The following is a 22,377-nucleotide window of genomic DNA, read 5'->3' on the forward strand; positions in this document are numbered from 1 at the left end:
AGAGTAATTTTTATGTCCGAAATCTCCCGACTAGTAGGATGCTATGCGTGAATTACTGGACAAAAATCAAGCGCTTTTTTAAAGAAGCCGCCCCTACACTGCAGCAGCAGCGCCTCATTGCGCTCATCCTCCTCCTGTGTCAGGGAGGCATCACCGTGTCTGGTTCCATTGTCCGCGTGACCGGCTCGGGACTGGGTTGCCCCACCTGGCCGGAGTGCCAGCCTGGTTCCCTCGTCCCCATGGAAGGTGCCGCGCCAGCGCTGCACCAGGCTATCGAGTTTGGTAATCGCCTGCTGACTTTCGTCGTTACTGCGGCTGCGGTCGCCGCCGTCATTGCGATGCGAATGGCGCGACGCCGTGCAGAGCTCAAGGTGTACGCGTGGCTCAACGTCGCTGGCATCGTACTCCAAGCAGTCATTGGTGGAATCTCTGTCCATTTGGACCTGCGTTGGTGGTCTGTGGCTTTGCACTTCCTTCCTTCTATGCTCTTAGTATGGCTGGCAGCAATGCTCTATTCCCGCATCTTGGAGCCCGATGATGGAACACCACGGGCTCGATTCCCCCAAGCGATTCGCTTGCTTGCCGCGGTCGCTACCGTTGCCCTCAGCATTGTGCTCATCACCGGCACTATGGTTACCGGATCGGGCGTTCACTCCGGGGATTCCGGGGTAGGAATGGAAGGCCGACTACAGGTAGATACCGAGGCCATGGCCGTCACTCACGCTATGTGCATGTACGTCTACCTAGCACTCACCGTGGTTACCGTCTTCCTGCTCTATAAGAACCGCGCCCCACAGGACGCGAAGAAGGCGGGCTGGGTCCTCATTGCCTGCATCCTTATCCAATGGGCCGTAGGCGTCTATCAGTTCTATATGAGCATTCCGCGCTGGACGGTTCCTTTCCACATTGGACTATCCTCCTTCGTCACGGCCTATACCGCGCTACTGTGGGCGCACGGCGTACGCCGTACCGGTGGCACCACGGATCTCACCACCGGCTCTCCTAGCGGCGATGAAAAGTACGCGGCACGCCAAGCCTCCCTAGAAGCAGCGCGTGCGACCGTTTAACCCACAGCGCAACCAGCCGGCCGAAGTACTGCACTCGGCCGGCTTTTTGCGCTAGCCTGGCTATATGCACGCAATTCAGGTCACAGAAACCGGCGGACCAGAAGTACTTCGCTATACCGAAGTTCCCGCCCCCACCCCTAAAGACGATGAGGTATTAGTAGACGTCATCATGGCCGGCGTCAACTACATCGATACCTACTACCGGGAGGGCATCTACAACGCGGCTACTCCATTCATTCCGGGATTCGAAGGTACCGGGCGAGTCGTCCACGACCCGAAGGGAAAAATTGCTGAAGGCACAATGGTGGCGTGGAACCAAGCCTTCGGCTCCTACGCCGAGCAGGTCTGCGTCGCACGCGAGGGACTAGTGGCAGTACCGGATGATTTCCAACCTGAAGTTGCTGCATCCATGTTGCTCCAGGGAATTACCGCGCACTATCTGGCGCACGGGGTTTATCAATTGGGCGAAGGCGCTTCCTGCCTGATTACCGCTGGCGCCGGCGGCGTGGGGCAAATCCTCACCCAGATGGCGACGTCGCTAGGCGCTACCGTTTATACGGTGGTGTCCACAGATGAAAAGGAAGAACTATCCTACGCGGCTGGGGCGGATAAGGTTTTCCGCTACGGCGATGGACTCGCCGAGCAGGTCCGCCGATACAACGGTGACAAGGGCGTCGACGTGGTTTATGACGGCGTCGGCAAAGCCACCTTCCAGGAGTCACTCGAAGCAGTACGCCCGCGCGGCACCGTCGCGTTATTTGGCGCTGCCTCTGGTCCGGTTGAGCCTATCGACCCGCAGCTACTAAACAAGCATGGATCCATCTTCCTAACTCGGCCCTCCATCGGCGCATGGACGGCCCAAGAAGGCGAGTTCCAAATGCGTGCCCAAGCCGTTGTCCAAGCCGTCATTGATGGGGACCTGAGCTTTAATGTCACAGCCTCCTACCCATTGGCAGAAGCTGAAGCGGCCCACCGCGACTTGCAGGAGCGCAAGACTACCGGTTCCATCGTTTTGCGCGTGAAAGACGACAGCATCAGCTAAGACTAGACCCACCGCCTACAGCTAAGGCGCGAGAGAAGAGCTGCATTCCTTCTCTCGCGCCTTTTCTCCCCACCCCTTAGACGGGCGAGACGCCATTAGAATAGCGCGGCAGACCAGCCCAGCATCCGGCCTAGTGGTTCCCAGCCCAAGACCGCGTCGATGGACAAGCCAATAAAGAGGACCGAAAGGTAATTATTCGAGTAAATAAACAAGCGCATCGGCTTGACCTTAGCGCCGTTCTTTACTCCCTTATGCAGGCGGATAGCCATCCACAGGAATACTGCTCCAGAGACGACTGCTGCAACTAGGTAAATCCACGATGTAGCGGGAACAATAAGAAGGGTCACGATAACCGTGCCGACGGTGTACCAGACAATCTGACGAGTGACTTCCTCTTCGCCTGCCACCACGGGCAGCATCGGCACGCCGGCCTTGCGATAATCTTCCTTATACTTCATAGCCAGCGCCCACGTGTGCGGCGGAGTCCAGAAGAAAATAATGAGGAAGAGCACCACTGCCTGCCACCAGCGGTCAGGCTCTCCTTCCGGAGCGTTATCCCTGATAACCGCCCAGCCGACCATTGCCGGCATACAACCTGCAAGGCCTCCCCAAACAATGTTTTGGGCATTGCGCATCTTCAAAAACTTGGTGTAGACGAATACGTAAAAGATGTTCGTCAGCACCACGAAGAAGGCTGCTAGCCAAGAGTGGGCTAGGATTCCTAGCCATAGCACGGAGATAATGAGCATTACCCACGCAAAAATTGCCGCATTTCGTTTGGAAATCTTTGCCCTAACGAGTGGCCGCGCCCTAGTGCGCTGCATCTTTTGATCCAACTCGTAGTCCACAACGTTATTGAACGTGTGGGCGGCGGCAGCGCCCATCCAGCCGCCGAAAATGGTAGACACGATGAGCCAGATATTGTCTGAGACGGCCTCTACGCCGCGCTGGGCTTGGAGCATCGCCGGGATTGCGGCCACGAGGAGGAGCTCAATGATCCTCGGTTTCGTTAGCGCAAAATAGGCCTTGATGGTCTCCAAGGAATTCCTCCACTATCTGAACGTTGGTGAACTGTGCCTCGCGCATCTCCTGCGCGCGGTCACCCCTAGCGGTCGCACATGCCCGTGAAAAAGTTCCAGTTCTCTCACTCACATTTTTAGGCGCAGGCGCGAGAGGTTACAGACCTATGGCCGCTAGATTTGGCGCACGCTCTTGCGTGCTCGCGCGCACCGCTTAGCCATGCCAGCATACCGGTTATGCCTGGCTTTCTATAATTGCGCACCGCCGGTTAAAAAATTACTAGACTGAATAAAGTTGAGTACTTTTTGCCTAGACGTAAGCGAGGCTTTCCGTGTCGAAAGATAAGTTGTCCCCAGAGCTCCAATCTATGGTTAAGCGCCGTTATCCGGAGGATTGGTCGGAGTTTGACACCCGCGCCGTCGACACCGTTCGAGTACTAGCCGCTGATGCCGTGCAAAAATGCGGTTCCGGCCACCCGGGTACGGCGATGTCTCTCGCTCCCCTTGCCTACACCCTGTACCAGCGCGTCATTAACCATGATCCCGCTGACGTGCACTGGGCCGGCCGTGACCGGTTCGTCCTTTCTGTTGGACACTCTTCCCTTACGCAATACATTCAGCTCTACCTGGGCGGCTTTGGCCTAGAGTTGGAAGACCTCAAGCAGTTGCGTACGTGGGGTTCGCGCACCCCAGGCCATCCCGAGGTGCACCACACCGACGGCGTAGAAATCACCACTGGCCCTCTTGGCCAAGGCCTAGCTTCCTCCGTAGGCATGGCCATGGCGGCGCGTAAAGAGCGCGGCCTTTTTGACCCAGAGGCTCCCGCTAGCGAATCACCCTTCGACCATTACGTCTACACCATCGCCTCCGATGGCGACCTGCAAGAGGGAGTTACCGCCGAGGCCTCTTCCCTGGCTGGCACGCAAAAGCTCGGCAACCTCATCGTTTTCTGGGATGATAATCGCATTTCTATTGAAGACGATACGAATATTGCCTTCAATGAAGATGTGGTGGCCCGATATGAGGCCTACGGCTGGCACGTCCAAACGGTGGAATCCGGAGAGGATGTTGTAGCAATTGAGGAGGCTGTTAAGGCGGCTCAGGCTGAGACCGATCGTCCTTCCTTTATCCGCGTTAAGACCGTAATCGGCTACCCCGCACCGAATAAAATGAATACCGGCGGCGTCCACGGGGCTGCGCTGGGCGATGACGAGGTAGCCGCCACAAAGGAAGTCTTGGGCTTTGATCCGGAGCGCAGCTTCCATATCGATGAAGAAGTCATCGCGCATACCCGAAAGTTGCGTGAGCGCGGCGCAGAAAAGCACTCTGCGTGGCAAGAGAAGTTCGACGCATGGGCTGCGGCTAATCCGGAGAATAAGGCGCTATTCGACCGCATGAATGCGCGCGAACTGCCGCAGGATTTCGATGCAGATCTGCCGACGTGGGAACCTGGTGAGTCTTTGGCTACCCGTAAGGCTTCTGAAGCTACCATCCAGGCCTTGGCCGCATCCCTCCCAGAGATGTGGGGCGGATCTGCAGACCTTGCCGGTTCTAATAACACCGTGATTAAGGGCGCGGAATCCTTCGGCCCTGCAGCCATCACCACCGATATGTGGTCGGCTCAGCCCTATGGCCGCAACCTGCACTTCGGTATTCGCGAACACGCAATGTCCGCAATCATGAACGGAATTGCGTTACACGGCAATACCCGTGTCTATGGCGGCACCTTCCTCATCTTCTCCGAGTACCAGTACCCCGCTGTGCGCTTGGGTTCGCTGATGTCCACCGATACCTACTATGTATGGACCCATGACTCCATTGGTTTGGGAGAAGACGGCCCAACCCACCAGCCGGTCGAGACCCTTTCCGCTCTCCGCGCTATCCCGAACCTGTCCGTTATTCGCCCGGCAGATGCTAATGAAACCGCACAGGCATGGGCTGCTGCCCTCGAGTACAAGGCTGCCCCTAAGGGCCTCGCTTTGAGCCGCCAGGGTCTACCGGTGCTGGAAGGAACGAAGGAGAAGGCACGTGATGGCGTCCGCCGCGGCGCTTATGTTTTGGTGAAAGCGTCCAAGGACGCCCCAGACGTCATCCTCATTGCTACGGGCTCTGAGGTGCAGCTTGCCGTCGCCGCCGCCAAGGAACTAGAAGCAGCTGGAATCGCCACCCGCGTTGTCTCCGCACCGTGCCTCGAATGGTTCGATGAGCAAGATGACGCGTATCGCGAATCCGTGCTCCCGAGCGCCGTGCAGGCCCGTGTGTCTATCGAGGCCGGTATCGCGATGCCATGGCACAAATACACCGGTTCCTTCGGCCGCACCATCTCCATTGAGCACTACGGCGCGTCTGCCCCTGCGGGCGAACTCTTTGAGAAATTTGGGTTCACCACCGCCGCGGTCGTTGAAGCGGCGCAGGACTCCCTAGCCGCTGTGAAGAAGTAAATCTCCAAGCCTGGATAAGGATAAAGCATGAACCACATTTCCGAACTTGCCCAGCTGGGAACCTCAACCTGGCTCGATGATCTGTCTCGTGAGCGCCTAGTCTCGGGCAATCTCGAGGAGGTCATTTCCACCAAGTCTATCGTGGGAGTGACCACCAATCCCGCGATTTTCGCCGCGGCCATGACCAATGGCACCGCCTACGACGCTGAGCTTTCTACGTTGAAGGAAGCCAAAGCCTCCGCAGATGAAGCGGTGTACGCATTGGCTATCGAAGACGTCAAGAATGCTTGCGATCTCTTTGCGGATATTTACTCTTCTACCGATGGAGCAGATGGGCGTGTCTCCATCGAGGTTGACCCGCGAATTTCTGATGACGCTACGGCTACCCTCGAACAGGCGCGTGAGCTGTGGTCCAAGGTGGATCGCCCTAACGTGATGATTAAGATTCCGGCCACCACCGGCTCCCTACCTGCAATTGAGGATGCCTTGGCTGAAGGAATCAGCGTCAATGTCACCCTGATCTTCTCCGTGGATCGCTACCGCGCCGTCATCGAGGCCTTCCGTGCCGGCCTCAAGCGCGCCGCTGAATCCGGCAAAGATGTATCGTCTATCCATTCCGTTGCTTCTTTCTTCGTTTCCCGCTTGGATACCGAAGTGGACAAGCGCTTGGAGGCCATTGGCAGTGAGATTGCTCTGGCACTGCGCGGTAAGGCGGGCGTCGCCAATGCACAGCGCGCTTATGCACTCTTCCAGGACGCCCTGCTTGACGACGCCGACCTACCAGAAGGCGCCCACCTCCAGCGCCCATTGTGGGCTTCTACCGGAGTGAAGAACCCAGATTACCCAGCCACTATGTACGTTTCTGAGCTGGCCGGTCCGCATACCGTCAACACAATGCCGGAAAAGACCATTGATGCGGTTCTCTCGGAGGGCAATCTCCACGGCGATACGCTCTCCGATAGCCGCGAGGCAGCAGAGGGCGTCTTTGCCCAGCTAGAAGAGGTCGGCATTGATTTCGATGACGTCTTTGCGGTGCTGGAACGCGAGGGCGTGGATAAGTTTGTTGCCGCGTGGAATGAACTGCTTGCTTCCATTGAGCAACGACTAGCGTAAACTAGCCTTGTGACTTGTGCCCCGCCGAGAAATCGGCGGGGCATTCTGCCGCAAGAATATTAGCGAGCTAAAAGCCCCATAAACTCAGGAAGGATTCTTCGTGACCGACTCAGCCGCTTGGGTCAACCCCTTGCGCAGTGCCAGCGACAAGCGATTGCCGCGAATCGCAGGACCCGCGGGCATGGTCATCTTCGGTGTAACCGGTGACCTAGCATATAAAAAGCTTCTGCCCGCGATTTATGACCTAGCGAGCCGAGGTCTCCTACCCGCTGGCTTTACACTTGTGGGTTATGGTCGCCGTGACTGGGACAAGGTTGCATTCTGCGACTATGTTCGCTCGGCCGTTGTAGCAGGCTCGCGCACCGAGTTCAATGAGGATGTATGGCAGCATTTGTCTCAGGGCATCGAATTCGTTCAAGGTTCCTTTGATGATGCTGGCTTCGACCGCCTCTCTGCCCGCTTGGGCGAGCTAGATCGCGAGCGAGGCACCGGCAGTAACTGGGCGTACTACCTATCCGTTCCCCCAGAATTCTTCTCCAATATCTGCCACCAGCTTGAGCGCGTGGGCATGGCCAACTCCGTTGAAGACTCATGGCGCCGGGTCATCATTGAAAAGCCTTTCGGCCACGACCAAGAATCAGCGCGCAAACTCAATGAGATTGTCAACGCAGTCTTCCCTGAGTCCGCCGTGTTCCGCATTGATCATTATTTGGGCAAAGAGACGGTCCAAAACATCATGGCATTGCGCTTTGCCAATCAGATTTTTGAACCAATGTGGAACGCCCACTATATCGATCACGTCCAGATCACCATGGCCGAAGACATCGGCCTAGGCGGCCGCGCTGGTTACTATGACGGCATCGGCGCGGCACGAGACGTTATTCAAAACCACCTGCTTCAGCTTTTGGCACTTGTAGCGATGGAAGAACCATCCTCTTTCGAGCCGGAGGCGCTGCAAGCAGAAAAAGTGAAGGTACTGCGCGCTACCCACGCCGTTCACCCTCTCAACAAGACCACTGCTCGCGGCCAGTACTCCGCTGGTTGGCAGGGCTCCGAATTTGTCAAGGGTTTGCGCGAAGAAGAGGGTTTTGATCCAGAGTCAACTACGGAGACCTACGCCGCCTGCACCTTGGAAGTCAACTCCCGTCGCTGGGGAGGAGTACCTTTCTACCTGCGCACGGGCAAGCGCTTGGGACGCCGAGTGACCGAGATTGCGCTGGTTTTCAAAGCGGCGCCCAATCAGCCATTCGTCGATGGCCAGACCGATGCGCTGGGCAGGAACGCAGTTGTCATCCGCGTACAGCCTGATGAAGGCGTAACCATGCGCTTTGGCTCCAAGGTGCCCGGCTCCACAATGGAGGTTCGCGACGTCAACATGGACTTTGCCTATGCTGAGGCCTTTACTGAGGAGTCTCCAGAGGCCTATGAGCGATTGATTTTGGATGCGCTTTTGGACGAGTCTTCGCTCTTCCCCACCAACGAAGAGGTAGAACTTTCGTGGTCGATTTTGGACCCCATCATCGATTACTGGGCCGAGGCAGGACAGCCGGAAGAGTACCGTGCTGGCACCTGGGGGCCGGAATCCGCCGATAGAATGTTGCGCCGCCGGGGCCACTCCTGGCGCCGCCCATAGGAGGGACGCAGACAATGATTATCCCATTGCCCAACACCACAACGCGCGAGATCTCCAAAAAGCTCGTGGAGGCGCAGGAGCATTACACCCTCACTACTGGGCGCGTACTCACCCTAATCGTGGCGGCCCGCGAGGAGGATGACCTGGAAAACATTCTCGCCTCCGTACGCGATGCCTCCCACGAGCACCCATCGCGAGTATTGGTGGTTGTCACGGGAGACCCACAAGCAGAAACGCACCTCGACGCGCAGCTGCGGGTGGGCGGTGAAGCTGGTGCCTCCGAGATGGTCATCATGAAGCTCCATGGCGCTCTGGCAAACCAAGACGAGGCAGTGGTCACTCCGCTGCTTCTTCCTGATACTCCCCTGGTTGCCTGGTGGCCTACCCTGTGCCCACCCGACCCGGCCTCCAGCTCGGTGGGAAAGCTGGCTCAGCGCCGCATTACTAATGTAGCTTTTGACGGACGTGTCACCGGCGAAGATCTTCGCACGCTATCAGCCGGCTATACGCCCGGCGATTCCGATATGTCTTGGGCTGCCATTACCTTGTGGCGCGGTGTCGTCGCCTCCGCCCTAGACCGCCGTCCTCACGAACCTGTGAAGTCAGTCGAAGTGGCTGGACCCGCCGGGCATCCGGCTCCGGATTTCGCAGCCGGATGGCTCCTAGACCGTCTAGCAGTTCCCGTTCAGCGCACTGTGGCCGAATCCCAGGAGTCCTACTTCCCGGTGACCCATTTGCGGTTTAACCGCGAGACAAGCCACGTGGACGTAGACGTCGTCGATGAACGCACGGTACGTGTGTGCGTTCCGGGCTCCCCGGATTCCTTAGTGAGCCTAAGTAAGCGCTCCCAGGCGGAGGTTCTCTCAGAGGAATTGCGCCATTTGGATGCCGATAAGACATATGCCCAAGCGCTTCGCGGGCTTGCCCAGGTAGGCTACAGTAAGCACTAAAATGGCTTAACTCCGAATCTTTGCAAAGGATAGCGATACATAATGGTCACTCTTCACCGCGTAAGCGATGTGGATGAGCTTATTTCCCAGGCCGCATTGAAGTTCGTGGATACAGTAGCGCGTATCCAAGCAGCCGGAGGTGGACTCCACCACGATGGTGTAGCACGAGTCGTCCTCACCGGCGGTGGAGCCGGAATCGGCGTCCTCCACGAGCTCGCTCGTTTAGACTTCGCGGCGCAGCAACAGGGTGAAAACTTTCCCGCTCAGCGCATCGATTGGTCGCGCGTTCACGTCTTTTTCGGCGACGAGCGCAATGTCCCCGTCTCCGACCCAGATTCTAATGAGGGCCAAGCACGCAGTGCCCTGCTCAATCACGTAGATATCCCAGACCAGAATATTCATGGTTTTGATCTGGGCGCGGTATCCATGGAGGCGGCGGCGAGTGCGTACGAGCCAGAGCTGAAGGAATTCGCCCCTAATGGATTCGATCTACACCTACTAGGTATGGGTGAAGAGGGCCATATTAATTCCTTATTCCCCCATTCTGCTGCAGTCCGGGAACAGGAGGAGCTGGCTGTTCCCGTGCATGATTCTCCTAAGCCGCCAAGCGAGCGAATTACCCTTACTCTTCCCGCTATAAACAAGGCCGAGCGCATCTGGTTACTCGTGGCCGGCGAGGCCAAGGCAGAAGCGGCAAAGCACGTTGTTGAAGGCGCTGTAGCTGAGGAATGGCCGGCGGCCGGCGCGCAAGGCAGAGAGGAAACGATTCTGTTTCTTGCAGACGACGCCGCATCCCAGTTATAGGCAGAAAAATCGCAGTGTGCGCGCAGCCCCACGCCGCACCTAGCGCTTGACGCAAAAGCGCCGGTACTCCTTCCCCACTTCTAGTTCCCACAGGGAACTAGGCGGTAGGAAGGCGGTGCCGGCGCTTTCGTTATCCTAGTTCGAGGCTTAAGCGAATGCCTGGATTAGGTTTAGGCCCACGATGCACGCAAGCCAGATGATAACCATGACGATCGTGTAGCGGTCCAGGTTCTTTTCCACGACGGTCGAGCCGGAAAGGTTCGACTGCACGCCACCGCCAAAGAGACTGGACAGGCCGCCGCCTTTGCCCTTGTGCAATAGCACGAAGATGGACATCAAAATAGCAGCGATGACCAAGATGATTTCCAGTGCCAAGACCATGAGGATAATCCTTATTTCTAACGTGCGCCTGCGGTTGACTCTTGCCACCCGCTAGCGCGGATTCGTACTTTTCGCTTTGCGTCCAGCAAAGCAATCACACCGGCCCACTGTACACGATGGCGCGGGCTGGAACCATTCCAACCCGCGCCGCCGCGCGAACCTGTAACAGGTGATAACTCCTGTTAGCTCAGGGCATTGGCTGCATTGGCAGCCAACTTGGCAAACTCCTCGCCCACCAGGGAGGCGCCGCCAATAAGGCCGCCGTCTACGTCCGGCTTGCTGACGATTTCTGCAACAGAATCAACCTTGACGGAACCGCCGTAAAGAATGCGGATTCCTGCCGCAACCTCTTCTCCTGCAAGCTCCTTCACCAGCTCACGGATGGCTGCGCACACTTCCTGGGCGTCGTCTGCGGAGGCTACCTTGCCGGTACCAATGGCCCAGACTGGCTCATATGCGATGACGGTCTTGGCAATCTGCTCTGCGCTTAGACCAGCCAAGGAATTGCGGGTCTGGTTAACCACGTAGTCGACGTGGGTTCCTGCCTCGCGCACAGCCAGTGGCTCGCCTACGCACACGATGGGGCTGATGTCATTGTCCAAGGCTGCGGTAGCCTTTTCTGCGACCAGCTTATCGGTCTCGCCGTGGTACTGACGGCGCTCCGAATGGCCCACAACAACCCAGCTGCAGCCGAGCTTGGCCAGCATCTTGCCAGATACCTCGCCGGTGAATGCTCCGGATTCGTGCTTAGAGATATCCTGCGCGCCGTAGGTAATCTGCAGCTTATCGCCCTCTACTAGGGTCTGGATGGTGCGGATATCAGTAAACGGGACCATATAAGCCACGTCGACCTTTTCGTAGTAATCCTTGGGCAGGGAAAAGGCGAACTTCTGAACGGAGCCGATGGCCTCGACGTGGTCGAGGTTCATCTTCCAGTTACCTGCGATAAGTGGGGTACGTGCCATGGATTCTTCCTCTCTTTCTGGCAAGTTGATCAGGCGATTTTAGGACTCAAGGACGGATACACCCGGAAGCTCCTTGCCCTCAAGGTACTCCAGGGAGGCGCCGCCACCGGTGGAGATGTGGCTAAAGCCATCCTCATCCAAGCCGAGCATGCGCACAGACGCAGCAGAGTCGCCGCCACCGACTACAGAGAAGGATCCGTTATTTGCAGTGGCGTCGATAATAGCCTGCGCTACGCCAGCGGTGCCCTTGGAGAAAGCCTCCATCTCGAATACGCCCATTGGACCATTCCAGAAAACGGTCTTGGAAGATGCGAGAACCTCCGCAAAATTCTCCACGGACTTCGGTCCAATATCCAGGGACATCCACCCCTCTGGAATGCTATCGAGCTCGACCACCTGAGTTTCCGCATCTGCTGCGAACTTGCTTGCTGCAACGAGATCAACCGGGAGAACTAGCTTGTCGCCAAAGCGCTCGAGGAGGTCCTTGCAGTTATCAATCTGATCTTCCTGCAGGAGAGACTCCTGCACGTTGTAGCCCTTAGCGGCCAACAAGGTGTAGCACATGCCGCCGCCAATGATGACCTTGTCCGCCTTACCAGCCAGCGCTTCAATAACACCGAGCTTATCCGAGACCTTAGCGCCACCCAGAACAACGACGTACGGATGCTCTGGTTCCTTGGCCACGGTGGAAAGAACCGAAAGCTCCTTTTCCACTAGCTTGCCTGCGTAAGCGGGCAAGCGCTTTGCGACGTCGTACACGGATGCCTGTGCACGGTGGACAACACCAAAGCCATCAGAGACAAAGGCACCATTATCGGCCGCCAGCGCCACAAGCTCGTCGGCGAACTTGCCGCGTTCCGCCTCATCCTTGGAAGTCTCGCGCGCGTCGAAGCGGACGTTTTCCACCAGCATTACGTCGCCATCATTGAGGCCATTCGCCCGCTCATGAGCATCCTCCCCAGTGACATCGCCGGCCAAGGCAACGTACTGGTCAAGCGCCTCAGATAGGGCCTCTGCTACTGGAGCCAGGGAGTACTTGGCGTTTACCTCCCCCTTGGGGCGGCCCAGGTGGGCAGAGAGAATCACCTTGGCGCCGCCCTCTACCAGGGCCTTGATGGTAGGCAGAGAAGCATTGATGCGACCTGGATCAGTAATATTTCCCTCTTCATCAAGGGGAACATTGAAATCGGAGCGAACGAGGACGTGGCGAGATTCAACGCCTTCCTTGAGGAGATCGTCAAGAGTCTGGAAAGCCATTATTTACTCCTTAATAATATTGGATGGATTAAAGGCTATAGATATAAGAATACCGACCGCGACGCAACGCCGTTTAGGCTTGCATCGGGCCGGAATCTCACTGCTAGAGCTCTAGTTTAGAGCTTGTCTGCAACCAGGTTGGTCATGCGGACGAGCTGGGAGGTGTAACCCCACTCGTTGTCGTACCAGCCCAGGACCTTGACCAAGTTACCGTTGGAGACCTTGGTCATGCCGGAGTCGAAGATGCAGCCGTGCGGGGAGGTGACGATATCGGTGGAAACCAGCGGATCCTCGGTGTATGCGAGGGTGTCCTTGAGCTCGCCTTCGGCAGCTTCCTTCAGTGCGGCGTTGATTTCCTCGGCAGTGACGTCGCGAGAAGCGGTGAAGGTCAGGTCGGTTGCGGAGCCGGTGATAACCGGAACGCGCATAGCGTAACCATCCAACTTGCCGTCCAGCTCAGGCAGAACAAGGGATACAGCCTTAGCGGCGCCGGTGGAGGTAGGAACCATGTTTACAGCAGCGGCACGAGCGCGGCGTGGATCCTTGTGCGGAGCATCCTGAATACGCTGGTCACCGGTATAAGCGTGAACAGTGGTCATCAGGCCCTTTTCAATGCCGAACTTGTCATTGAGAACCTTTGCCATCGGCGCCAAGCAATTGGTGGTGCAGGATGCTGCAGAGATGACGTTGTGGTTTGCCGGGTCATAGGAGTCAGAGTTGACGCCGTAGACGAAGGTGGCGTCTACTTCCTTGCCCGGAGCGGAGATGATGACCTTCTTGGCGCCAGCCTCGAGGTGAGCCTTGGCATCATTGCCGTTGGTGAAGCGGCCGGTGGACTCAATAACGAGGTCGACGTTGTACTCGCTCCACTTCAGCTCCTTCGGATCCTTCTCTGCGGTTACTACGATGCGGTGCCCATTGACGGTAATGGATTCATCGTCGTGGGTGATCTCGCCATCGAAGCGCCCCAGTACGGAGTCGTACTTCAGCAGGTTAGCCAACGTACCGTTATCAGTCAGGTCGTTTACTGCAACAACTTCGAGGTTGTTGTCACCCTGAGCGACTGCACGGAAAAAGTTGCGGCCAATGCGGCCAAATCCATTGATACCTACGCGAATAGTCACTGTATTTCTCCTCAAAGAGTCGAGTAAATGTGTGTACGGGCATTTGCGCGGGTCCTTCGATGAATTTCTAATTTGAGAAGCGCCCGAGCGGTTTCCCTTACATTGCCGATACTACCGAGCCTTTTTGGTCAGTGCAGTCCCCCAGCACCCTTGAGAACTATTGGATGACAGAATATCCAAAAGGGCGTACACTCTTTCCGATTCTTTTGATTTCCAGCTAACATACCTGCTGGATAAGCCCGAACAGGTGGGATCATGTTTGATTAACAATGTTAACGTGAAATTTATCACTCGGACCGTCTGAGCGTTAGGGTCGCCCCTCCCCGGTCGCAAGGTTTCGTCCAGCCTTGCCGCTAGATATCAAAACGACCAAATTGTTTCTGTCACGCTCATCACACGATATGCTTTCTTTACTCACTGGTTCACATAAGCGTTTCGGGACATTAGACCTGTTCTAGCGCAGACGTTGGCCACCGTGAGAATGCTTCAGGTGCCCGTATCTCTTAATTCGGGCAAGACCACCGTAGAAACCAAGGACTTCTCTTGTTCGAAATAAATACCTCTGCTGTGGGTGACAGCCTCGGGCTTACCGCCCTGGTGGCGATTCTCCCCCTCATTGCATTCTTTATCATGCTGCTTGGCGTTAAAGCACGCGCACATACCTCAGGCGCCGTCGCCCTTGCAGTATCCCTCATTATTGCTATCGTCGGCTTCTCGATGCCAGTAGATATGGCTTTGTCCTCCGCCCTGCGTGGCGGGCTGTTCGGACTACTCCCCATCGTCTGGGTAATCATTACGGCGATCTGGTTTTATGAAATCACCGTTGCTTCCGGGCGTTTCGAAGACCTGCGAAAGACCTTTGACCTTCTGGGCGATGGCGATATTCGCATCCAAGCCATCCTTATCGCCTTCTGCTTCGGCGGTCTATTGGAAGCTCTCGCCGGCTTTGGCGCCCCCGTTGCCATTACTGCGACGATGATCATGGCGCTTGGCGTTAAGCCGCTGCGCGCAGCCACCGTAGTTCTAATTGCCAATACTGCCCCGGTTGCATTCGGAGCGGTCGGCATCCCAGTCACCACCGCTGGCGAGGTCGCCGGACGCAGCGCCGAGCAAACCCATGACATTGCAGCACTTATCTCCTTGCAGGTGCTGCTCATCGCCGCCATCGTTCCTTTCCTCATTGCCTTCATCTTGGACGGTATCCGCGGTGTTAAGGAAACCGCCCCGGCAGCCGCAGTAATCGGCGTTTCCTTCGCCCTGGCCCAGTGGCTGGCCGCAACCTTCTTTGCTTACCAGCTCACCAACGTCATCGCCTGCATCGTTTCCCTGGGCTGTGCCTTCGCTTTCCTCCGGGTATGGAAGCCTAAGGGTGTCAAGGAGTTGCGTGAGCGCCTCGAGCTGCCCGCAGCCGAGTCCACCACTGATCTCAACGGTCGCCGCATCTGGATGGCGCTGCTTCCGTACGCCGTTGTCACCGTCGTCTTTGCTGTGGCAACCGCCGCTCCAGCCATCTTTGGATTCCTCAAGCTCCACTTTGCTTGGCCGTTGCTGGATAACGCGATTGTCGACGCCGAAGGTAACCTCATGGACACCAGCTTCAGTTTCAATGTCTTTGGCAATCCTGGTACTCTCCTGCTGCTCTCGGGCATCATCGTTGCGGTTGTCTACCACTTCTTCAACGAAAATGGCCGCTACGACTTGAGCTTTGGGCAGCCGGTCCGCGCTTTCGGTGACGTCGTCAGCCGCATGAAATTCTCAGCACTCACGATCATCCTGGTGCTGGCCTTGGCTTATACCATGAACTACTCTGGCCAAACTATTGCTATTGGTGAGTTTGTCTCTTCTGCCGGCGGTATCTTCGCACTGTTTGCTCCAGTCTTGGGATGGATTGGCACCGCGGTTACTGGCTCCGATACCTCTGCCAATGCCCTATTTGCCAACCTGCAGGTAGCAGCCGCAGAACGCATTAACGTAAACCCAGACCTCATGCTGGCTGCCAATACCGCAGGCGGCGTCGTGGGCAAGATGATTTCCCCGCAGTCTCTTGCTATTGCGGCCACCGCCGTCAACATGGAAGGCAAGGAATCTGTCATCCTCAAAAACGTGGTGGGCTACTCTGTGGCCTTCTTGGCTGCGGTGTGCGTCATCGTATTCTTGATGACTAACGTCCTAGGATTCCTCGTGCCCTAGCTCGACCTAGCTGGCCCTCTGCCAGATAGCGGTCCGAGAGTAAAAGTATCCCCGCAGGCCGGCTACCGCTTCGGTACTCGGTCTGCGGGGAGCTTTGCGTTTTCGGGGTCTCGGAGTATTAGGACTCGTTGAACAGGTCGTCTGTGATCGCTTGGTTGGTATCGGGAATATCCAGCTCTTCTGCTCGCTTATCGGCCATAGAAAGCAAGCGTCGAATACGACCCGCTACCGCGTCCTTAGTCATGGGAGGCTCAGCCAAGCGACCCAACTCTTCTAGGGAAGCCTCGCGGTGCTGCACGCGCAAGCGTCCTGCATCTGCGAGGTGCTCGGGGACATCATCACCTAGGATCTCCATGGCGCGGTCAACGCGTGCTGCCGCTGTAACCGCGGCGCGAGCCGAGCGGCGAAGGTTCGCATCATCGAAATTGTCCAAACGCCTGGACGTATCGTGTGCCTCCCGCTTGACTCGCTTCTTTTCCCAGGCCAATCGAGTCTCCTGCGCGCCCATACGGGTAAGAAGCGCCCCAATGGCATCGCCATCTCTTATAACCACGCGGTCCTCGCCGCGAGTTTCCTTAGTTTTGGCGGAAATACCTAGGCGGCGGGCGCACCCTACCAACGCCAACGCAGCTTCCTGGCACGGGCAGGTTACTTCAAGCGCAGAGGAGCGACCTGGCTCCGTGAGGCTACCGTGTACCAAGAAAGCTCCACGCCATGCTGCCTCGCTATCGGCGACGGTACCGGAGATAACCTGCGGTGGGAGCCCTACCACCGCATGGCCGGAGCGAGTGATAAGGCCTAAACGACGCGTCAGCTCCTTCGCACCAGTGGAAATGCGCACCGTTACCCGGGTTTTCTTCGTGGTCCCTGCCGGACCGGCTACGTGACTATCAGCGGAAATGCCATAGAGATCATCTAGTGCAGTGATCACGCGCCGCGCAATCGCATGGCTTTCTAATTCCAGCTCATAAGACATACTGTCGCCGTATATATCCGGCTCGCCAGCAAAGCGCAGCATCGCTGCTAGTTCGGCAGCGCGAGCGGACTGGCGTGGCACAACGACAGCCGTCAATTCTTCTTTGACCTGATCGGTCAATGGTGTGGTCACCTAGTTCGCCCCATTTCTTTTCTCACAGTCACAAAGTATGCCTGCCGGCCCGAGCATCGCTCGAGGCCCAGTGCGGTGAAAGGATTTCTGACATCATACCGCGCGCGCTCGGTCACCGCGCAGTCGGCCAAGGGCGACTACACGCACGCTAGCAGAAAGAATCAGCGCCGATTCGTATCACTATTGCTGCGATATTCAGAGTAGAGCTCCAAAAGTGCCGCAGATAGCTTTTCAGGATCGTGTTTATTATTGCTGCGGCCACTGTCATCAACTTGGCTTACATCAGCGAACGTTGCGCGGGCCCCCAGGGACTGTGCGGCGCGCTGAATATATACGCGCTCACTATCAGTGGGCAACGCCGCCTCATCTACCAGAATGCGGTCAATCCGCAGTTTCGGGGCATGCTGAGCGAGGACATGCAGATGACGCTCTGCCGAAAAACCGTGTGTTTCACCCGGCTCGGCAGAAAGGTTCAATACAACTACGCGCAGCGCATCTGAAGCAGAGATTGCCTCCACGACCTGCGGCACGAGAGTATGCGGCAAGACCGAACTAAACCACGAACCCGGGCCGATAGTAATAAGGTCCGCGCGCTCAATGGCATCGAGGACATCCGGATTCGCACTAGGACGCTCCGGCACGATACGCACTCGTCGCACCTGCCCCGGTGTAGAAGCAACCGCAACCTGGCCGCGGACTTGGCGCATGACACGGGGGTCGTCGTCAAGCCCGGCCACCTCCGCCTCAATCTCTAAAGCTTGGTTGACCACGGGGAATACCCGCCCCTGGGAATTGGTAAGCTCTGCGATGGTATCCAACGCGGCCTGGTAATCACCGAGCACATCGGTCAAACCTGCAATCATTAGATTACCCACCGCATGCCCCGCCATTGCACCGCTGCCTTTAAAACGGTGTTGCAAGGTACGCGCCCAAAGATCACCCACCGGGTCACTATTAGCCAACGCAGCTAGCGCCATGCGTAGATCTCCAGGTGGAATTATTTCCAGTTCGCGGCGCAATCGGCCAGAGGAGCCACCATCATCTGCAACCGTAACAATGGCGGAAATATCGGCTGCTCCGCTCAATCGTGCGGACAGAAGGGTCTGATAAAGTCCATGGCCGCCGCCTAGGCAGACCATGTGTGAAGGTTTGGTCATAAAAGCGTTAAAACTCCTGTGCTCTAGCCTCGAGCAATATCCCTATGCAAGGTGCTGACGTCCAAAGTGTTATTGTCCCGCAACCGCGCCGCAATGGCCTCTGCAACGGCGACGGAACGGTGGTGGCCTCCCGTACAGCCCACACCCACCGTGATGAAATTCTTGCCCTCGTGCCGGTAGCCATCCAACATGGTGGAAAACATCTGCAAGAAATTATCAACGAATTCCTGTGCCGCTGGCTGTGAGAGCACATACTGGGCAACCGGCTCATCTGTGCCGCGGTATCCACGCAACTCAGGTACCCAATAAGGATTGGGCAGGAAGCGCACGTCTACCACCAAGTCTGCGTCGCGGGGTGAGCCGTTTTTGAATCCAAAGGACTCAACAGTCACATGCTGCTTTTCATTTTGCATCTCACCAAACGCTGCCTCGATAGCGCGGCGAAGATCATGAATGGATAGGTTGGTGGTGTCAATGATGATATCGGCCTGTGAACGCACATCTGCTACTGCTTGGCGTTCGCGTTGAATGCCTACTTTGAGGGTATCGCCCTCCTGCAACGGGTGGGTGCGCCGCACCGAATCAAAGCGGCGAATAAGCACATCATCACGGGCATCCAGAAAGAGCACAGTGGGCTTCATATTCAATTCCGTAAGCTCATCCATAATCTCTAGAAGAGACCCTGGAAACATGCGCGAGCGCACGTCCGTTACGGCTGCGACTTTGCTCACCGGAGTTGCCTCTTGGTTGCACAACTTGAGCAGATCCACTATGGCGCGGGGCGGAATATTGTGGGCCACATAGTAGCCCTTGTCCTCAAATACTTTGGCAGCGGAACTCAACCCGCCGCCGGACATGCCGGTTATCAAAATGGGCGGAGTTTCGAAATGCGTCATGCCCTTCAGTCTAGCGCTTTAAGATTCGCCTCTTCTAGAAGAATGCTACTTATTTGCCCGTGGAATCGTGCAAGCTCTCGTACACGGTTTGGGCTAGTTTCGGCCCGAATCCGTTTACCTCACAGATTTCCTCCACTGTGGCGGCCTTCAGCTTCTTCACCGAACCGAAATGCTTCACTAGATCCGTGCGCCGCTGCGGGCCCAGCCCAGGCACGGAGTCCAGCACGGAAGAACGCATCCGCTTAGAGCGCTGCTGGCGGTGGTACGTGATGGCAAAGCGGTGGGCTTCATCGCGAATTTGCTGCAGGAGGAAAAGCGCTTGCGAGTTTCGCGGCAAAATGACTGGCTCGTCATCGCCGGGAACCCAGATTTCCTCGAGTCGCTTGGCCAAGCCCACCAAGGTCACATCCACAATACCCAGCTCATCAAAGACTTCTTGGGCTGCGGCCACCTGGGGCGCGCCGCCATCCACGATGAAAAGCTGCGGTGGATAAGCAAAGCGGCGGCCCGCCTCAGCTGACTCTTCCGCGATTTTTTCTTCCGCAAACGAAGACTCTTCTACTTCCTCGTCCGGATGCGCCAGCTTATCTTGCTTATGGCGCTTAAACCGACGGCGAGTGATCTCTGCAATGGAGCCAACGTCATCCGAACGGCCGCCGCCAGCCGCTTCCTTGATGAGATAGCGCCGATAGTCCGATTTTTTGGGCAGGCCATCTTCAAAGACCACCAGGGAAGCAACCACATCCGTGCCTTGAATATGCGAAATGTCGGTACATTCAATGCGCAACGGAGCTTGCTCCATACCCAGAGCTTCTTGAATATCCTGCAATGCTGCCGAACGGGCGGTGAGATCGCCTACTCGCTTGAGCTTATGCTGTCGCAATTGCTCCTTGGCGTTTTTCTCCACCGTGGCCATCAGCTGCTTCTTATCGCCGCGCTGAGGAACCCGCAGGTCTACCTGTGCTCCGCGTAGCTCTTCTAAGAGTGCGACGACTTGCTCTGGTTCATCTGGCAAGGCCTGAACCAGAATTTGGCGTGGGATGACGTGCACGCGGCGGGATTTCATGTGGGATTCCTGATCCACCCCGCGCCGCTTTACGTCAGCGGCAAGAGCTGCGTCCTCGCGCGCTTCCTGCTGCTCGCGCTCTACTGCATCGGAATAGAACTGGATGAGGAAATTTTGCACCAATGCGGGAAGCGCCGGATCAGGCTGGCCTTCTTCCAAGGGCTCCGAGCTAGCTTGATCGCCTGCGCGTTCTACTACCCATCCGCGTTGACCGCGAATGCGCCCGTCACGCACATGGAAAATCTGCACCGCTGCTTCCAGCTCATCGGAGTTAAAAGCAATGAGATCGGCATCTGTATTGTCCGTAAAGACCACAGCCTGCTGTTCCATGATCTTGTCAATCGCGCCCAAGTCATCACGCAGGCGCGCTGCACGCTCGAATTCTAAATTCTCGGCGGCCTGCTCCATGTCCTGGGTGAGTTTGCGACGCACGGAGCCGGTATTGCCATTCATAAAGGACACCAGCTCATTGACTGTCTCGCGGTGGTCTTCTTTGCTCACGCGGCCGATGCAGGGGGCATCACACTTGCCGATATAGCCCAAAAGACACGGACGGCCAAGCCGCTCGTGCCGGTTATATACTCCCTTAGAACAGGTGCGCATGGGAAAGACCCGGGTGAGCAAGTCCAAGGTCTCGCGTACGGCCCAAGCATGGGAATAGGGACCAAAGTAGCGCACGCCTTTGCGGCGCGGACCACGGTAGAAAAACGCGCGAGGAACCATTTCCCCGACTGAAACCGCGAGCATAGGATAGGTTTTATCATCGCGGTACATGACGTTGAAGTGGGGATCAAAGCGCTTGATCCACGTGTACTCCAACTGTAGGGCTTCAACCTCGCTGGCTACTACCGTCCACTCCACCGAGTTGGCAGTGAGGACCATTTGGCGCGTGCGCGGGTGCAGCTGCGTAATGTCTTGAAAATAGTTTGATAGCCTAGCGCGCAGGTTTTTGGCTTTGCCCACGTAGATAACGCGGCGGTTTTCATCGCGGAACTTATAGACGCCCGGGTCGGTGGGAATTGTTCCCGGAGCCGGGCGGTAGGTAGTGGGGTCAGCCAATTGTTAATCCTGTGGCATGTACTTGGCTTCCACGTCGCGGAAGCGGCGGACATTGTCGATGACGGTGTCCTTATCGCCAGACTGCAGAGCCCAGATTGGGACAAACTCGAACTCGGGCAGTTCAAGGCGCGCCATCCGCTGGCCTACGGGGAAGGAAAGGCCGTAGACCACCTGCCACGGATAAAACCGGGTGCCCACGATATTGCGGACCTCTACCCCATCCTCATTGGCGCGCAACCGCGGCCGGTTGAGGGCAATCCAGGATAAAACGGAAATTAGAACACCGACGCCGGGGAAGGCGAATTTATCAATGGTGGTCACGTGCGCGCCGGTAAAGGACACATCCAGGGTGATTCCCATGAAGATATGGATGGCCATCACGAGGAGCACCCAGGCGATTGCCACTTTGCGCAAAAAGGGCGAGGTAGCCGTAAATTCCCACGGCTTAGACGTGGTCTGTGCGAAGGGATCGGCACTGGTATAGGCCAATACTTCGGCGTCGCTAAGCTGCGGGCTTCGCTGCGAATTCTTTGGGGCCTGCGCCTCATTCATGTGCATACTCCTCTGGGGCGCCCCGCCGTTCACCTTGGTGGGAATGCGCGGCGCGCTGACGGATCGCTAAAGGTTATTTTTCTGCTGCGTTAAGTCTACGCAACTGCAGCGCGGTATCTAAAGCCGCAATCATCGCCTCGGCACCTTTGTTTTCTACCGAGTCTGCGAATCCAGCGCGGTCAATGGCCTGCTTTTGGTCGTTGACGGTAAGGACGCCATTCGCCACGGGGGTGGATTCATCGAGTGCGATGCGGGTAAGCGCCTGGGTCACGGAATCGCAGACATAGTCAAAGTGAGGCGTTCCCCCACGGATAACGCAGCCTAGAGCCACCACGGCATCGTAGGCGCGGGCCGCTGCCTGGACCACAACGCCAAGTTCCAGCGCGCCGACTACTCGGTATTCGGCTACTTCGGCGCCATTATCGGTAGCGGTCTGCACCGCCTGGGCGTGGAGCTGATCACAGACCTCCGCGTTCCACGTAGCAGTAACCACGGCAACGCGCAGTCCACTGCCATCCACCTGGGCGATTTGGGGTAGGCCTTCTTTACTCAT

19 protein-coding genes are annotated in these 22,377 nt (G+C 57.0%); 8 read left to right on the forward strand and 11 right to left on the reverse strand.

Annotated features, from left to right (window positions below):
* Positions 1-38 precede the first annotated feature (38 nt).
* Both L8V22_RS00600 and L8V22_RS00605 read left to right on the forward strand, forming a co-directional pair.
* Positions 39-1,067, forward strand: coding sequence for a COX15/CtaA family protein (locus L8V22_RS00600; protein ID WP_238800878.1), 1,029 nt, complete (start codon positions 39-41; stop codon positions 1,065-1,067).
* A 64-nt stretch (positions 1,068-1,131) separates the two neighbouring features.
* Positions 1,132-2,109: a quinone oxidoreductase family protein gene (locus L8V22_RS00605; protein ID WP_238800877.1), complete on the forward strand. Its 978-nt coding sequence runs from the start codon at positions 1,132-1,134 to the stop codon at positions 2,107-2,109.
* A gap of 95 nt (positions 2,110-2,204) precedes the next feature.
* Here L8V22_RS00605 and L8V22_RS00610 read toward each other — a convergent pair whose 3' ends face one another.
* On the reverse strand, positions 2,205-3,149 hold the full coding sequence (locus L8V22_RS00610; RefSeq protein WP_238800876.1) for a heme o synthase: 945 nt from the start codon (positions 3,147-3,149) through the stop codon (positions 2,205-2,207).
* Positions 3,150-3,496: 347 nt separating this feature from the next.
* On the opposite strand from L8V22_RS00610, the gene tkt reads away from it, so the two are divergent.
* The 5 genes from tkt (at position 3,497) to pgl (ending at position 10,069) form a co-directional block, all read left to right on the forward strand.
* Entirely contained in the window at positions 3,497-5,569 is a 2,073-nt protein-coding gene (gene tkt / locus L8V22_RS00615) for a transketolase (RefSeq protein ID WP_238800962.1), read from the forward strand.
* A gap of 27 nt (positions 5,570-5,596) precedes the next feature.
* A complete protein-coding gene (tal, locus tag L8V22_RS00620) occupies positions 5,597-6,682 on the forward strand; it encodes a transaldolase (RefSeq protein WP_238800875.1) in 1,086 nt (361 codons plus the stop codon).
* 100 nt (positions 6,683-6,782) lie between these two features.
* Positions 6,783-8,315, forward strand: coding sequence for a glucose-6-phosphate dehydrogenase (zwf, locus tag L8V22_RS00625; RefSeq protein ID WP_238800874.1), 1,533 nt, complete (start codon positions 6,783-6,785; stop codon positions 8,313-8,315).
* Between the two features lie 14 nt (positions 8,316-8,329).
* On the forward strand, positions 8,330-9,265 hold the full coding sequence (locus L8V22_RS00630) for a glucose-6-phosphate dehydrogenase assembly protein OpcA (RefSeq protein ID WP_238800873.1): 936 nt from the start codon (positions 8,330-8,332) through the stop codon (positions 9,263-9,265).
* A gap of 42 nt (positions 9,266-9,307) precedes the next feature.
* Entirely contained in the window at positions 9,308-10,069 is a 762-nt protein-coding gene (gene pgl / locus L8V22_RS00635; protein ID WP_238800872.1) for a 6-phosphogluconolactonase, read from the forward strand.
* A 147-nt stretch (positions 10,070-10,216) separates the two neighbouring features.
* Here pgl and secG read toward each other — a convergent pair whose 3' ends face one another.
* From secG to gap, 4 genes are all read right to left on the reverse strand, one after another.
* Positions 10,217-10,450 (reverse strand): preprotein translocase subunit SecG, encoded by a 234-nt coding sequence (secG, locus tag L8V22_RS00640; protein ID WP_238800871.1) that lies wholly within the window; start codon positions 10,448-10,450, stop codon positions 10,217-10,219.
* Between the two features lie 182 nt (positions 10,451-10,632).
* On the reverse strand, positions 10,633-11,415 hold the full coding sequence (gene tpiA / locus L8V22_RS00645) for a triose-phosphate isomerase (protein ID WP_238800870.1): 783 nt from the start codon (positions 11,413-11,415) through the stop codon (positions 10,633-10,635).
* 39 nt (positions 11,416-11,454) lie between these two features.
* Entirely contained in the window at positions 11,455-12,672 is a 1,218-nt protein-coding gene (locus tag L8V22_RS00650; RefSeq protein ID WP_238800869.1) for a phosphoglycerate kinase, read from the reverse strand.
* A 116-nt stretch (positions 12,673-12,788) separates the two neighbouring features.
* Positions 12,789-13,796, reverse strand: a complete 1,008-nt coding sequence (gene gap / locus L8V22_RS00655) for a type I glyceraldehyde-3-phosphate dehydrogenase (protein WP_238800868.1) — start codon at positions 13,794-13,796, stop codon at positions 12,789-12,791.
* A gap of 543 nt (positions 13,797-14,339) precedes the next feature.
* On the opposite strand from gap, the gene L8V22_RS00660 reads away from it, so the two are divergent.
* Positions 14,340-15,986 carry an L-lactate permease gene (locus L8V22_RS00660; RefSeq protein WP_238800867.1) on the forward strand — a complete coding sequence of 549 codons (1,647 nt, stop codon included), beginning with the start codon at positions 14,340-14,342 and terminating at the stop codon, positions 15,984-15,986.
* Between the two features lie 118 nt (positions 15,987-16,104).
* Here the strand turns inward: L8V22_RS00660 and whiA are convergent, their stop codons facing one another.
* The 6 genes from whiA to ribH all read right to left on the reverse strand — a co-directional run bounded on the left by whiA (position 16,105) and on the right by ribH (position 22,377).
* On the reverse strand, positions 16,105-17,094 hold the full coding sequence (gene whiA / locus L8V22_RS00665; protein WP_238800866.1) for a DNA-binding protein WhiA: 990 nt from the start codon (positions 17,092-17,094) through the stop codon (positions 16,105-16,107).
* 161 nt (positions 17,095-17,255) lie between these two features.
* Entirely contained in the window at positions 17,256-18,251 is a 996-nt protein-coding gene (locus L8V22_RS00670) for a gluconeogenesis factor YvcK family protein (RefSeq protein ID WP_238800865.1), read from the reverse strand.
* 23 nt (positions 18,252-18,274) lie between these two features.
* A complete protein-coding gene (gene rapZ / locus L8V22_RS00675) occupies positions 18,275-19,156 on the reverse strand; it encodes an RNase adapter RapZ (RefSeq protein WP_238800961.1) in 882 nt (293 codons plus the stop codon).
* A 40-nt stretch (positions 19,157-19,196) separates the two neighbouring features.
* Positions 19,197-21,272: an excinuclease ABC subunit UvrC gene (uvrC, locus tag L8V22_RS00680; RefSeq protein ID WP_238800864.1), complete on the reverse strand. Its 2,076-nt coding sequence runs from the start codon at positions 21,270-21,272 to the stop codon at positions 19,197-19,199.
* A gap of 3 nt (positions 21,273-21,275) precedes the next feature.
* Positions 21,276-21,824: a PH domain-containing protein gene (locus tag L8V22_RS00685; protein WP_238800863.1), complete on the reverse strand. Its 549-nt coding sequence runs from the start codon at positions 21,822-21,824 to the stop codon at positions 21,276-21,278.
* 73 nt (positions 21,825-21,897) lie between these two features.
* Entirely contained in the window at positions 21,898-22,377 is a 480-nt protein-coding gene (gene ribH, locus L8V22_RS00690; RefSeq protein WP_238800861.1) for a 6,7-dimethyl-8-ribityllumazine synthase, read from the reverse strand.

It is taken from the genome of Corynebacterium yonathiae, from assembly GCF_027570195.1.
GTDB classification, from domain to species: domain Bacteria; phylum Actinomycetota; class Actinomycetes; order Mycobacteriales; family Mycobacteriaceae; genus Corynebacterium; species Corynebacterium yonathiae.

Coding starts and splice junctions, on each gene's coding strand:
- pgl (WP_238800872.1), top strand. CDS start 9,308: ATGGTCACTCTTCACCGCGTAAGCGATGTGGATGAGCTTATTTCCCAG.
- tkt (WP_238800962.1), top strand. CDS start 3,497: ATGGTTAAGCGCCGTTATCCGGAGGATTGGTCGGAGTTTGACACCCGC.
- L8V22_RS00650 (WP_238800869.1), bottom strand. CDS start 12,672: ATGGCTTTCCAGACTCTTGACGATCTCCTCAAGGAAGGCGTTGAATCT.
- tal (WP_238800875.1), top strand. CDS start 5,597: ATGAACCACATTTCCGAACTTGCCCAGCTGGGAACCTCAACCTGGCTC.
- ribH (WP_238800861.1), bottom strand. CDS start 22,377: ATGAGTAAAGAAGGCCTACCCCAAATCGCCCAGGTGGATGGCAGTGGA.
- secG (WP_238800871.1), bottom strand. CDS start 10,450: ATGGTCTTGGCACTGGAAATCATCTTGGTCATCGCTGCTATTTTGATG.
- L8V22_RS00670 (WP_238800865.1), bottom strand. CDS start 18,251: ATGACCAAACCTTCACACATGGTCTGCCTAGGCGGCGGCCATGGACTT.
- L8V22_RS00685 (WP_238800863.1), bottom strand. CDS start 21,824: ATGAATGAGGCGCAGGCCCCAAAGAATTCGCAGCGAAGCCCGCAGCTT.
- tpiA (WP_238800870.1), bottom strand. CDS start 11,415: ATGGCACGTACCCCACTTATCGCAGGTAACTGGAAGATGAACCTCGAC.
- L8V22_RS00630 (WP_238800873.1), top strand. CDS start 8,330: ATGATTATCCCATTGCCCAACACCACAACGCGCGAGATCTCCAAAAAG.
- L8V22_RS00605 (WP_238800877.1), top strand. CDS start 1,132: ATGCACGCAATTCAGGTCACAGAAACCGGCGGACCAGAAGTACTTCGC.
- L8V22_RS00600 (WP_238800878.1), top strand. CDS start 39: ATGCTATGCGTGAATTACTGGACAAAAATCAAGCGCTTTTTTAAAGAA.